Consider the following 12,364-nt stretch of genomic DNA (forward strand, 5'->3'; position numbering starts at 1 on the left):
TGCACAGCATCATGGTGCCACACCGAACAGCGCATAGAGGGTCGCAGGCGGTCCGGTACGGGCGAACCATCGTCCGAGGAAGGACGCTTTGCCGATGATGAGCGCGAGCTCCCTGTCCCGGTCTCGGTTTAGCTTCCAACTGGGTGTTCCGAGCAACCCCTCGCCGTCGATGATCCTGAGCGAGCCCGTGCGAAGCCCGAATCGCATCCCTTCACGCGTGTATGGAACCATGCTCCGCGCGCGGCTCGGGAACGAGGCTTGGAGTGCCGCATTCTCAGCGACCCACTTCGTAGTGTGGGAGTTGATGCGCGTAGGTAGGGCTTCGCGCGTATCACGGTGCAGGACCATGGGGACGGACAGGAATGCTAGTTCCCACGGCATCGCATCGCCAGACTGCTCTTCATACATGTTCGCGGTGGCAACGAGTGTTGTAGCGATCAAGGCGGGATTCAGCATGCTGCCCGTGACCCACGAGCGATTGTCCCAGTTGGGCAACGCCATTGCCGTTATCGCGTTCTGCGAATCCTTCAATCGGTCGCCTCCAGCGTTCCAACAGTGAGGGCTTCGATCAGCGACTCGAAGTCGGGATGCCAGCCACACGAACCACCATCTGCGATCTCGTGCCTGATGCCGCGAGCGTAAAACGCTTCTGTGTAGCGTGGGCGGACCTGGACGGCGACAGAGTCGCGAAGGCGGCGATACAGCAGCTTGCCGGCCTTGGCCCGATCATCTGCTGGGGCATCCTTCGGAAGGTCATCAATCATGTCGTCGAAGGCGATCTCCCACTCATCAATGAGTCGCTCTTTGAACCGGTCAAATTCGGTCATTTCGATCAGATTGCGATCAAGCCATTCAGTGGTTTGAGTCACCGCCCGATGGAAATCTGTCACAGCAGTGCGGAGCATCACGGGAGTTGCGTTAATGAACTCGAGTTGGCGCACGAAGTTTCTATGCTCGTACTGTGCTAGTGCTTCCTCTGGCGTGACCGGGACGTCTATCGTCAAAAGATTGTCGGGCAAAAAACGGTCCCGAATGTCATCGAGTTTCGCCTTCACCTCGCGGACGCTGATTGACCCGCGGGCCTTGCGTAGGAGATCGATAGCAACGGTGAGCCACCAAGCATCGAGCTCTGCCCTAAAGTCGGCTTCGCGATCACGAGGTGCGATCATCCACAACTCTCGATCGATAGCCGCATCGAGCCCTTCGATGCGGACGTCCGCGTCGAGCACCGTCGTTCGCTGCACGATACCAAGCCGCTCCGGCTCTGGCAGTGCCTGCCACGCCAGCCGCGCATCTCTTGTCGTTTGGTCAGTGGAGGTCTCCGCCGCGGAATCAATCCGGATCAGCGCCATCGCAGTGTCGCGGGACTCCGTCCGTAAGAACCAGGCCGCCGAGTCAAGCGGGGCCGTTGCGGTGGTGACGATCGATAGCTCGGGGCCGTCGATTTGGCGGAGTCTCACATCATCAATCCAGACTTTCAGAGTCCGCCAAAGGTCTGCGCTCTTGTCGGACAGGGATCCTTGGCCGACCGCGTGATGCTTCAACTGGAGCGCTGACAGTGGGTCGCCTACGGAGTCCTCCCACGCGACATCGTCCAGCTTCTCGAGGGTCAGGCTCATGTCGGGACGGGTGCGTGCTCCGCGAAGGAGTTCTAACAACGCCCATCGGACCTGATAGAGGTAGCCAACTGCGCTGGCCGATGCGTCGTGCGAAACCACCTGGCTTCCTTCCGGATTGGCTTGACATCATCGTCGTGGGTTCCGACATCGTCGCACAAGTCGGATTCCGGTCGGTGCGTCGCCGAGGAGCGCCCGGACCGCAGCGGAGCGAGGACCGGACGCACCGCAGGTGGCGCAGCCGGCCGCTAGGCCGGCCTTGAACGGGTAAAGAAAATCCTCACAGCTCGGCTCACTTCGTTGACCGCCGAACCCGGGTGGCAGTCGCCTTGACGTCGGCGGGCTTGATCTCGCGGGCTTCGAACCGCCGGTGCCACTCGTTGAACACCTCGAGCAGCTCTGCGTCGCGGCGCTTGAGCGCTGTGGCCATGAACGACGAAAGATCAACGCCGTCCGTGTCACGGTCGCCGGCGAGCAGATCGGCCGCCTGACCCTGCGGGTCGAGTACGTCGATGCGCTTGCCCAGTCGTTCGAGCTTCCGCTGGGTGGCACCTGGGACAGCGCGTCAGTGCTGATCGGGATGTCTGACGGCGGCTTTGAGTGGCGCCTGCCGCTCGGACCTCACACTCTCGTCGCGGGCTCCTCCGGAAGCGGCAAGGCGTCGCTGGTCTGGGGACTGCTCCTCGGCCTCGTGCAGCCGATTCATGCCGGGCTCATCGAGGTCTGGGGAATCGATCGCAAGGGCGGCATGGAGCTGGCGATGGGGCGGGATCTGCTCACTCGATTCGCCGACGATGCCCCGCGCTCCGTGGCGCTGCTCGAGTCGGCTGTCGAGCAGATGCAGCAGCGCGCGCGGGAGCTGGCTGGGATCACGCGTCAGCACAGGCCGACAGTTGAGAGTCCCACGGTGATCGTGCTGATCGACGAGCTCGCCGCCCTCACGGCGTACGAGACCGATCGGGACCTGCTGCGCCGCGCGAACGCCGCGATCGCAACTCTGGCTTCGCAGGGGCGCGCTGTCGGCTTCATCGTTTTCGCGTGCCTTCAGGACCCGCGCAAGGAGACACTTCCGGCGCGCGGGCTCTTCACCCAGACCGTAGGGCTCCGCTTGCGCGACCGGATGGAAACCGCCATGGTGCTCGGCGACGGTGCCGTGGCGGCAGGAGCACTGTGCCACGAGATCTCCCCGTCCACGCCTGGTGTCGCTTACGTGCTGGCGGAGAACGGCTCCCCACCGCAACGGGTACGCGCGGCATACGGCCTCCGACGACCAGATCCGTGATGCCGCACTCATCTACTTCGCGCCTCATCCGTCCCGTCGAAGTGCCCGAACCGGAACCCGCGCCCAAGGCACGGCCCGCCCGCGCTCGACGACCTAAGCCGACAACCGAACCCGAGGGGGAATCATGAAGAAGGCAACGTTCATCTCTATCTCTGTACTGGCAGGCACGCTGCTACTCGCCGGGGGTGCTGCGCTCGGGTACTCGACGGGTGCGACGCAGGCGCAGTCCGCTGCGGCCACCTCGCCGAATCCAATGCCTTGTAACCTTCGACTCGTCTGGGATCGCGCCGCTCAGGACTACCTCGCCGTGTACGAGGACTCGGCGATGATCTCGTACACGCCGAAGTACGGGCGGATCGCCAACCCGTCCTGTACGGACGCCGAGATCCTCGCGTGGCAGGACTACCGCCGGGCGGACCGTCTCGACGCAGCCGTTTGCCGGCCTGTCCTGCGAGACGAAGCTACCGGTCTGGTCTCTCCGATCGGCTGTGCCGTGCCGACGATGGTGGTGTCTGATGAGCCTCGCTGAGTCAGTCGCCACCAGGTTGAGGAGTCCCGAGTTCGACGAATGGATGCGCGGTGCCGCGCGGACCGGATTCTGTTCGAACCCGGTCCGGCTATCCGGCTCATCCGCGACCCTCGACGCGGGCACTGGCGAGGTGCTCCGCGAGTTCGCGACGGCAACGCAGCCCGATGGGCTCACGTACACGCGTTGCGGAAACCGGCGTGCGCGTCGATGCGAGTCCTGCAGCCACGAGTACAAGGGGGACACCTGGCACATGATCATGGCCGGTGCCGCGGGCGGGATGAAGGGCGTGCCGGAAGCCATCGCCGGCCACCCGATGGCATTCGTCACCTTGACCGCCCCTTCGTTCGGTGCCGTGCATTCAGCGTCGCGCTCGCGCCGCAACGGTGCTTGTGCTCACGGTCGGCCTCGAGGCTGCCAGTGCGATCACCGCGACGACGACTCGATGCTCGGCGACCCGCTCTGTGAGGACTGCTACGACTACGCGGGTCACGTGGTCTGGCAGTTCTTCGCTCCCGAGCTCTGGCGGAGATTCACGATTCAGCTGCGACGAAGTCTCTCCCGTGAGTTGGGGCTCACTCAGACCGCGGCGGCCGAAGTCGTCCGCGTCCAGTTCGCGAAGGTTGCCGAATTCCAGCGCCGAGGCGCCGTGCACTTCCACGCGATCATCCGCCTGGACGGTGTGAGCGAGTTCGAGGAGTTCCCGCGACCTCCGGCCGATATATCTGAGGCACACCTGGCGGCCGCGGTACGAGCTGCAGCGCGCCGAGTCTCGTTCGAGGCTCCGCTGGTTCCGGGCGAGACCACAACGAGGATTCTGTGCTGGGGTGCGCAGCTCGACGTCCAGCCGATCGTCCGTCGCGACGGTCTCGATGGTGCGCTGTCCGATCGGGCGGTCGCGGCGTACATCGCCAAGTACGCGACGAAAGCGACAGAGGATCTCGACGGCGAAGGTGGGGCGCGACGGCACATCCGGCTGCTCAAGGACACGGCGGCTGCGATCGCCTCGACAGGCGTCGAAGAGTTCGTGTTGCTGGGCAAGTGGGCTCACATGCTGGCTTCCGAGGGCATTTCTCATCGAAATCCCGCCGCTACTCCGTGACGCTCGGTTCACTGCGCGGGGCACGTGGACGTTGGCGGCTCGAGCGGATCGCTGAGCACGCACGCGCGGACGGACATGAGGTCGACGAGGTGCTCGTGATCGGGTCTTGGAGCTTCGCCGGTATGGGATGGCGCTCTGACGGAGATCGAGCGCTTGCTGTCGAGGCCGCGCGGGTAGCTCGTGAATGGCGAGATGCGCGACGAGTGCATCTCAAGAAAGAAGGAGAGGGACATGCGTGACGTCGTTGAACTGCTGGAGGATCGTGCTGACGTCGAGGAGATCGACGAGTACCTGACGCGGCGCGAGGTTGCAGCACGGTGCCGTGTGCCGCTGTCGACTTTCGACTCGCTCCGGAGACAGGCGCGAGTGCCGTTCCCGGATGCGCACATGGGCAAGCACATGCTCTGGAAGGCGTCGACGATCGAAGCCTTCCTCGAGTCAGGGGGCACCCGTGGCCGGCCGTAGCGAACGCGTCGATCCGAAGAGCAGGCGAGCGCTCCCCGAGGGCATCCGCTATCGAGCCGATCGCAACAAGTATCAGGTCCGCGTGTGGGCGACGGGACTCAACGGGGAAGACTGGGAGCGCAGCTTCCTGGTGGACACTCTCGCGGAGGCGAAGAAGCTCAGGAGCGAAGCGCGCAAGCAGGTGCGCCCCGACGGCGCGATGTCGCTCAACGCATGGCACGCGCGCTACTGGTCGACGATCGAGTCCGGCGTCCGGCCGGCGACCGCACGCGGGTATGACGTGGCCTGGCGCAAGCGTGTGAAGCCTTGGTTCGGGCACCGCAAGCTCGAAGCGATCACCGTCGGTGACATCGAACAGGCGATCGCCGAGTGGGACGGCACGGCCTCGACTCGAAACGATGCGCTGTCGATGCTCAGCCGGCTGCTCGATGGTGCGGCCAGAGCGGGCATTCTCGAGGCGAACCCCGCACGTCTCGCTCGTCGGCCGAAGGATGAAGGCGTTCGAAGCTTCCGCTCTCGTGCGCTCACCGCCGATGAAGTGACGGCGATGCTCGCAGCCGTTGAGGTCGGACCGTATCGCGCCGACCTCGCAGCGCTGGTCTACACCGGGATGCGTGCCGGCGAGGCGAGTGCGCTCCGAGTCGGCGACGTTGACCTGCCCGGACGCGTGATCCACGTTCGGCGCAGCTTCTCTCCCGGTCGTGCAGGCGAACTGATCGAACAGTCGCCGAAGAGTCACAAGGAACGGACCGTGCCGCTGCCGAGCGCGCTCATGCCGTTCGTACGCCAGGGGATCGAAGACAAGCGTCGGAGCGATCTGGTCTTCACAGGGCCGAGGGGCGGACGACTGAGCGCGTCAAACGTGCGCCGTTTCGTCGACTGGGACGCCATTCGTGCCCGGCTTGATCGACCCGACCTGCGGATCCACGATCTCCGACACACGCTGGCGACGCTGCTCTTCGACGCCGGTGCAGCCGCGAACGACGTGCAGGCGATCCTAGGGTACTCGTCGATGCAGGTGACGGAGAGGTACAGCCGTGCGCGGTCGGATGCCGCGATCCGCGCGAACAGTGCGCTGGACCGACTTATAGGAGCAACCGAATGAGTGCGTCCGTTGTTCACCTGGCCATCGACGAGGAACTCCTTTTGGTTCTGATTGCAGCGCTCGACAGCCACCGCGACGTCTTGCTCGGGAACATCCACACCGCCGTCTCGGACGAAGAGCGTCGCTACTTCGAGAGTGCTGTCGACCAGGTCGAAGATGCGATGGAGCTGCTGAACGAGGCGACGGAGGAGGCCTGAAATGGACGGAATCGAAGAGATCACGGCGAGCATCCTTGGACCGCGCACTTCGATGAGCGAGGCCACGGAGCAGGAGATCCGAAGCCTAGGCGCAATCCTTGCGTTGCATCGGTACTTGCTCGCCCGCGGGTGGGAGTTTGAGAGCGCGTACGACCTGGTGATCTGGATTTGGCCTCCGAGCCGAATTGAGGACAACGGCGACGTCGTCCCATCGACCGACGTTTGGGTGTCGATCGATCAGGCTGTCGATGGCCCGGAACGCATCGATGTCGCGATGAGCCTGGTCGGTGAACCTGATACCGATGAGGATGAGTGGGCCGTACGGTTCCCGATCATGGAGCAGTTCGATGCCTTCCCGCTCGACAGTGCGGAGGCCTATCGACTCGGTGACCTACTCTACCCAAGCCATGGTCGCGCCTCGAGTGAGCATCGGCGGGGTGGCTGTCATCGAAGACGAGCGATCCACGTCTCGTCGAGGCCAGCAGCGAGCATCATCCGTTCGCCAAGATCGGCGCCGGTCACTTCACCGTTCCGCCGAGCGAGCGGGTCGAGCAGCTGCGCTAGCCTCCGTGGGGCGAGGAGCGTTCCGTTCTGCACGGCGTGCCACAGAGCGTCAGCGACCAGCGACGGATCCTCGCGAGCCTCGACCAGGTCCGCGATCGTTCGCTCGACTGTCATGGTCGGCAGCCCGTCGATGTACGTCACATCGGGTGCGTCGAGCTTGCGCACCCGTAGCCGAATGCTGGGGAGGCGAGTTGTGCGTCGGTGTGGTGCCACTAGCTCGGTCACGCCGGGGAACCAGTCTCCAATGCGATGCACGGCGGCGGCGGACTTGCCTGCCACGGTCAGACCGGTCCCGCCCACTGCGAGCCAATCGATCCGGATCCGGTCGATCTCTGGGGCGCATTCTGGCACACCGGCCATTCGGTAGACGCCCTGCGCGACTCGGGTGATCGCGCTCGATGCATTCAAAGCGGAGAGCGTGTTGCGTGCTGCGCCGACTGCCATCGCTTGCGACGTCGTGAACATGCCCCATTGCTCAGCTGCTATGGAACCGAGACGCGCGATCGTCGATCCAGCCATACAGCATTTGTACATGAAAACTGGTGCAAACGATGACAACAATTGGCTTGTCGCCAGGGCCGCGTCGGAGGAGAACTCTAGGTTTGAAGCATGCCCTTCCGCCCTGCTGACCGCGTCTACGTCGACGAGTCGAAGGCGCGTGGCTACTACGTCGTTGCAACTGCAGCCGTCGTTGGCGACGTACAAGCTTCCGAGCGTGCGCTGCGGACGCTGCTCAAGCCGGGGCAGCGGCGCATTCACTTCAAGAGCGAGAGTGACAGCCGCCGGCGCCTGATCCTCTCCCGCATGTGCACTCTTGACGTTCGGGTGTCCGTCTGGATCGTAAAGCAGCGGTCAGACAAGGAGGCTCGTCCGATGTCATTTAGCGCGCTAATCGAGGAAGCTGCTCGCGACGGCATCGACCAACTGATCATCGAACGCGACGAGTCAGTTGAGCAGGCCGACCGCCGGCTGATCGCTGAGATTCTGCGGCGCGAGGGATCCGCCGGCTTCCGCTATCAGCACGCAGCACCGCACGAGCATCCGCTGCTCTGGGTGAGTGACGCTGTGGCCTGGTGCTACTCGAGTGGAGGGGACTGGGTCCGCCGCGCAGAGGCGATCGTAGAGGCGCGCGTAACCCGGCTGTAGAAACACGTGAGCCTGGCTCGTCATACCGTCCGGAAGACTGCCAGGCTCCGAGGGCTATTGCCCGCCGTGCTCCCAGTGTAGCCCGAATAGGCGGCTAATTGGGCCGCCATCGGCTGGCTGATCAGCGTGGTTCGACGTGAGGGAGACGAGGGCGCTACCGGCACAAAACCGGCACAAGCCCCGTGGGAGGCGCGTTTCGTCTCGCTTCGCTCGCTCAACGACCGGACCCGGGCAAGACGAAACCCCCGCGATGTAGAAGCTACGCGAGGGTTCCTGGGGTGATTGTAACGATCACCCTTGTGGCTCCGACCGGCATCGATCCGGTGACCTTTCGATTTTCAGTCGAACGCTCTACCAACTGAGCTACAGAGCCGCGCGACCGGCGAACCTGTCGCGTCCTAGACGAAGAGCCTCCTCGAAAGAAGGCTCATCGCTCGGAGCGACCCTGACGGGACTTGAACCCGCGACCTCCGCCGTGACAGGGCGGCACGCTAACCAACTGCGCTACAGGGCCAGAACTATGAAATTGTATCGGATGAGTGACCCCAACGGGATTCGAACCCGTGCTACCGCCGTGAAAGGGCGGCGTCCTAGGCCGCTAAACGATGGGGCCGCAGGCGATCCCGAGGGCTCACTTGCCGACGCTCAAGCATAAACGACTCGTCCGCCAAAACGCGAATCGAGGGCGCGTCGGCCCGGATCCCGGGCGTGTCCAGGGGAGGATGGCCAGCGACGGCGTGGGTCCACCGGGCTCCGGATCGGCACGCACGCCGCGCCGGACATCCTCACTCCGCTCCCTCCACACCTGTTGCGAATGTGATGGATGTTGTTACTGTGACTTCTGTGAAAACGGCGAAAGGAGGCCGTGTGAGCGACCCGAAGAACGTCGTCAGCGACCCGAACGTCGACGACGTCGCCTGCGGCTGTGCCCCCACGGCCGCCGAGAAGAGTGCCTTCTGGCCCTCTTCCCTGCGCGTCTCCCGGCGCAGCGCCCTGGGGATCGGTGCACTCGGCATCGCCACCATCGGAGCCATCGGCGCCGGGTTCGGCAGCGCGTCCGCGGCTTGGGCCCAGGACTACCCCTCGTGGGACGACGTCCAGAACGCCATGAACAACGAGGCCGCGAAGGCCGCCGAGATCGAGCGGATCCAGGGCCTCATCGCGGCGCTCACGCAGCGCGTCGCGGAGACCAAGGCGGCCGCGGAGGCCGCGGGCAACGAGTTCTACGAGGCGCAGCAGGCCTTCTTCGATGCGGCTCAGCGTGCGCGGGACCTCCAGACGCAGGCCGACGCGCAGGAGCAGCTGGCCACCGAGACCGCCCGCGAGGCCGGGAAGGTCGCAGCCCAGCTGTACCGCAACGGCGGCGACAACACCTCGCTGGAGCTGTTCTTCGCCGGATCCGCAGCGAGCGCCGACGAACTGCTGCAGAAGCTCGGGCAGATGGATCGTCTGCTCACGCGCAACCAGGCCGTCTACGACAAGGCCGTCGCCGCCCGCAACTCCGCCCAGAGCCTCAGCGACCAGGCCTCCGCCGCCCGGGACGAGCGCGACCGCCTGCAGAAGATCGCGGAAGACAAGATGCGCAAGGCGCAGGCCGCGGCCGACGCCGCTGCCGCCGCGCTGAAGGATCAGCAGGATCACATGATCCAGCTCGAGGCCCAGCTCGCCGCGCTCAAGGACACCACCTCCAAGACCCTCGCCGACTACCAGAAGGGCGAGGAGGAGCGCCGCCGCCAGGAGGAGGAGCGGCGCCGTCGTGAGGAGGAGGAGCGCCGCCAGCGCGAGGAAGAGGATCGCCGGCGCCGCGAGGAGGAGCAGGCCAACAACCCGCCGCCTCCTGCCCCGGCCGGAGACGGCGGCGGGGGAGGCGGCGGAGGCGTCGGCCCCGGCAACGGCTGGGTGCGCCCGCACGGCGGGTTCCAGTCCTCCGGATACGGTCCCCGCATCCCCGACTGCGACGCCTGGGGCTGCTCGTCGAGCTTCCACCGCGGGGTCGACCTCGCCAACGGCTGCGGCGCACCCATCTACGCTGCGCACGACGGCTGGGTCGAGGGCGCGTTCTGGAACGGCGGTTACGGCAACTACATCAAGATCGACCACGGCGACGGCATCGCCACCGGCTACGCGCACATCGTCGACGGCGGCTTCGCGGTCAGCGGCGGGCAGTGGGTGTCGGCCGGTCAGGTCATCGCCTACGCGGGGAACACCGGCGGATCCTTCGGCTGCCACCTCCACTTCGAGGTGTACCAGTGGGGCGACGCGATCAACCCGATCTACTTCATGGAGGAGCGCGGCGTCTACATGGGCTGAGCCCGGATGTCGCGTCCGCCGACGGGAAGACCCCCGGCCGCCGAAGCGGACCGGGGGTCTTCTGCGTCTGCGGGATCCGCGGGTCAGTGCCCCTCGGCGCCGAAACGCTCGATCGCCTCGTCGAGGATGCGCTGCGCCTCGGCGGCGTCGCCCCACGCGTCGACCTTGACCCACTTGTTGGGCTCCAGGTCCTTGTAGTGCTCGAAGAAGTGCTCGATCTCCTTCTTCGTGTACTCGGGGAGGTCGCCGATGTCCTGGATGTGCGCCCAGCGCGGGTCCTTCGAGAGCACCGCGACCAGCTTGTCGTCGCCGCCGGCCTCGTCGCTCATCTTCAGCACCGCGACGGGACGCACGTTCACGACGACGCCCGGGAAGATCGCGTGATCCAGCAGCACGAGCACGTCGAGCGGATCGCCGTCCTCGCCCAGCGTGTTGTCGAAGTATCCGTAGTCGGCCGGGTAGCCGAAGGTCGTGTACAGGACGCGGTCGAGGTGGACTCGCCCGGTCTCGTGGTCGACCTCGTACTTCACGCGGCTGCCGCGCGGGATCTCGATGACGGCGTCGTGTGCGCCCATACGTGTGCTCCTTGATATGACGGTTGGATGCCGCGACAAGCCTACTCGCGTGCCTCTCGTGCTCTTCTCGTGCTCTTCTCGTGCCCTTCTCGACAGGAGCTTCTCGAGAACTACGATCGGAGTCGTGCCCGACCGACCCCTCGCCCCCGCCGTCGCCGAGATCCGCCTCGCCGTACGGACGGCCCTGGCCGCCCTGGACCCCGAGCCCTCCGCCGTGGTGGTCGCCCTCTCCGGCGGCGCGGACTCCCTGGCTCTCGCCGCGGCCACCGCGTTCGAAGCACGTCGCCGCGGTGTCCGGACGCTGAGCGTCACCGTCGACCACGGGCTCCAGGACGGATCGGCCGACGCCGCACGACGGGCAGCCGCGGCGGCCACGGCGCTCGGGCTGGAAGCGCACGTCGAGCGGGTGACGGTCGCCGCCGACGGAGACGGGCCGGAGGCGGCGGCGCGCACGGCGAGGTACGCCGCGCTGCGTGCGGCGGCGGCGAGAGAGGGTGCCGCGGTGCTCCTCGGGCACACCCTGGACGACCAGGCCGAGACCGTGCTGTTGGGCCTTGCGCGGGGATCCGGCGCCGCGAGCCTGCAGGGCATGGCGCCCGTGCGCACCGACGAGGACGGCGTGCGATGGCTCCGTCCGCTGCTCGGGGTCCGGCGGGAGACGACCCGCGCCGCCTGTTCCGCGGAGGGCCTCTCCCCGTGGGAGGACCCCCAGAACGCGGATCCGCGGTTCTCCCGCGTCCGGGCGCGCGAGCGCGTCCTTCCCGTGATGGAGGAGGAGCTGGGGCCGGGGATCGCCGAGGCGCTCGCGCGGACCGCGGAGCAGCTGCGGGAGGACGCCGAGGCGTTCGACGAGATGATCCACGAGACGATCGAGGACATCGTCGAGCACGCCGAAGCAGGGATCTCCGTGAGCGCCGCGGCGCTCGCCGCCAACCCGGCGGCGCTGCGCAACCGCATCATCCGGCTGGTCGTCGACAGCGAGTTCGGCGTCGCGCTCACCCGCCGGCAGACCCTCGAAGTGGCCCGGCTGGTGACCGAGTGGTCGGGTCAGGGGCCGATCGACCTGCCCGCCTGCACCGCGGCCCGCGTCGGCGGGCGGATCGTGTTCGCTGCCCGCGCCTGACCGTTTCGTCTCGCTCCGCTCGCTCAACGACCGGTGGGGTGGCGCGTTTCGTCTCGCTCCGCTCGCTCGACGACCGGTGGGGTGGGCGCGTTTCGTCTCGCTCCGCTCGCTCAACGACCGGCACTTCCTCCGGTCGTTGAGCGAGGAGCGCAGCGACGAGACGAAACGCGGTGACCCGGCGTCGGGCGTGGCGCGTTTCGTCTCGCTCCGCTCGCTCGACGACCGGAGGGGGTGAGGCTACTTCTTGCCGCCGAAGAGGCCGCCGAGGAGGCCCCCGATGTCGATGCCGCCGCCGGAGCCGCCCGACGACCCCCCGCCGAGCATCCCGCCGAGGCCGCCGAGGATGTCGCCGA

Annotated in this window: 14 protein-coding genes and 3 tRNA genes; 10 read left to right on the forward strand and 7 right to left on the reverse strand. The window is 66.3% G+C overall.

Annotation, left to right across the window (positions count from 1 at the left end):
* Nucleotides 1-9 precede the first annotated feature (9 nt).
* Both MR1_RS06335 and MR1_RS06340 read right to left on the reverse strand, forming a co-directional pair.
* Nucleotides 10-531 carry a three component ABC system middle component gene (locus MR1_RS06335; RefSeq protein ID WP_157517917.1) on the reverse strand — a complete coding sequence of 174 codons (522 nt, stop codon included), beginning with the start codon at nucleotides 529-531 and terminating at the stop codon, nucleotides 10-12.
* Entirely contained in the window at nucleotides 528-1,718 is a 1,191-nt protein-coding gene (locus MR1_RS06340; protein WP_157517918.1) for an ABC-three component system protein, read from the reverse strand. Before MR1_RS06340 ends, MR1_RS06335 begins: the two co-directional genes overlap by 4 nt.
* A 268-nt stretch (nucleotides 1,719-1,986) precedes the next feature.
* Between MR1_RS06340 and MR1_RS06345 the strand changes: the two genes are divergently transcribed.
* The 7 genes from MR1_RS06345 to MR1_RS06375 all read left to right on the forward strand — a co-directional run bounded on the left by MR1_RS06345 (nucleotide 1,987) and on the right by MR1_RS06375 (nucleotide 6,293).
* Entirely contained in the window at nucleotides 1,987-2,898 is a 912-nt protein-coding gene (locus tag MR1_RS06345) for an FtsK/SpoIIIE domain-containing protein (RefSeq protein WP_067244100.1), read from the forward strand.
* A gap of 124 nt (nucleotides 2,899-3,022) precedes the next feature.
* Nucleotides 3,023-3,427 (forward strand): hypothetical protein, encoded by a 405-nt coding sequence (locus tag MR1_RS06350; RefSeq protein WP_067244102.1) that lies wholly within the window; start codon nucleotides 3,023-3,025, stop codon nucleotides 3,425-3,427.
* Nucleotides 3,414-4,526: a replication initiator gene (locus MR1_RS06355; RefSeq protein WP_067244104.1), complete on the forward strand. Its 1,113-nt coding sequence runs from the start codon at nucleotides 3,414-3,416 to the stop codon at nucleotides 4,524-4,526. Before MR1_RS06350 ends, MR1_RS06355 begins: the two co-directional genes overlap by 14 nt.
* A complete protein-coding gene (locus tag MR1_RS20695; RefSeq protein ID WP_409366240.1) occupies nucleotides 4,466-4,765 on the forward strand; it encodes a replication initiator in 300 nt (99 codons plus the stop codon). Before MR1_RS06355 ends, MR1_RS20695 begins: the two co-directional genes overlap by 61 nt.
* On the forward strand, nucleotides 4,758-4,991 hold the full coding sequence (locus tag MR1_RS19700) for a helix-turn-helix transcriptional regulator (RefSeq protein WP_067244109.1): 234 nt from the start codon (nucleotides 4,758-4,760) through the stop codon (nucleotides 4,989-4,991). Before MR1_RS20695 ends, MR1_RS19700 begins: the two co-directional genes overlap by 8 nt.
* Entirely contained in the window at nucleotides 4,978-6,096 is a 1,119-nt protein-coding gene (locus MR1_RS06370) for a tyrosine-type recombinase/integrase (RefSeq protein ID WP_067244111.1), read from the forward strand. Before MR1_RS19700 ends, MR1_RS06370 begins: the two co-directional genes overlap by 14 nt.
* On the forward strand, nucleotides 6,093-6,293 hold the full coding sequence (locus MR1_RS06375; RefSeq protein WP_067244114.1) for a hypothetical protein: 201 nt from the start codon (nucleotides 6,093-6,095) through the stop codon (nucleotides 6,291-6,293). The genes MR1_RS06370 and MR1_RS06375 overlap by 4 nt, the downstream gene beginning before the upstream one ends.
* 444 nt (nucleotides 6,294-6,737) lie before the next feature.
* Here the strand turns inward: MR1_RS06375 and MR1_RS06380 are convergent, their stop codons facing one another.
* On the reverse strand, nucleotides 6,738-7,376 hold the full coding sequence (locus tag MR1_RS06380; RefSeq protein WP_067244116.1) for a type IV toxin-antitoxin system AbiEi family antitoxin domain-containing protein: 639 nt from the start codon (nucleotides 7,374-7,376) through the stop codon (nucleotides 6,738-6,740).
* 90 nt (nucleotides 7,377-7,466) lie between these two features.
* Between MR1_RS06380 and MR1_RS06385 the strand changes: the two genes are divergently transcribed.
* Nucleotides 7,467-8,003, forward strand: a complete 537-nt coding sequence (locus MR1_RS06385; protein WP_067244118.1) for a DUF3800 domain-containing protein — start codon at nucleotides 7,467-7,469, stop codon at nucleotides 8,001-8,003.
* Nucleotides 8,004-8,303: 300 nt separating this feature from the next.
* On the opposite strand, the gene MR1_RS06390 is transcribed toward MR1_RS06385, so the two are convergent.
* The 3 genes from MR1_RS06390 to MR1_RS06400 form a co-directional block, all read right to left on the reverse strand.
* Nucleotides 8,304-8,376, reverse strand: a tRNA-Phe gene (locus MR1_RS06390).
* Between the two features lie 67 nt (nucleotides 8,377-8,443).
* A tRNA-Asp gene (locus tag MR1_RS06395) sits at nucleotides 8,444-8,517 on the reverse strand.
* A gap of 26 nt (nucleotides 8,518-8,543) precedes the next feature.
* A tRNA-Glu gene (locus MR1_RS06400) sits at nucleotides 8,544-8,616 on the reverse strand.
* Nucleotides 8,617-8,870: 254 nt separating this feature from the next.
* On the opposite strand from MR1_RS06400, the gene MR1_RS06405 reads away from it, so the two are divergent.
* Nucleotides 8,871-10,313, forward strand: coding sequence for a M23 family metallopeptidase (locus tag MR1_RS06405; protein WP_067244120.1), 1,443 nt, complete (start codon nucleotides 8,871-8,873; stop codon nucleotides 10,311-10,313).
* 83 nt (nucleotides 10,314-10,396) lie between these two features.
* Here MR1_RS06405 and ppa read toward each other — a convergent pair whose 3' ends face one another.
* Nucleotides 10,397-10,888 carry an inorganic diphosphatase gene (gene ppa, locus MR1_RS06410; RefSeq protein ID WP_067244122.1) on the reverse strand — a complete coding sequence of 164 codons (492 nt, stop codon included), beginning with the start codon at nucleotides 10,886-10,888 and terminating at the stop codon, nucleotides 10,397-10,399.
* Between the two features lie 115 nt (nucleotides 10,889-11,003).
* On the opposite strand from ppa, the gene tilS reads away from it, so the two are divergent.
* Nucleotides 11,004-12,011, forward strand: a complete 1,008-nt coding sequence (gene tilS / locus MR1_RS06415; protein WP_372449949.1) for a tRNA lysidine(34) synthetase TilS — start codon at nucleotides 11,004-11,006, stop codon at nucleotides 12,009-12,011.
* Nucleotides 12,012-12,364: the final 353 nt, after the last annotated feature.

The organism is Microbacterium resistens NBRC 103078 (genome assembly GCF_001552355.1).
GTDB lineage: Bacteria > Actinomycetota > Actinomycetes > Actinomycetales > Microbacteriaceae > Microbacterium > Microbacterium resistens.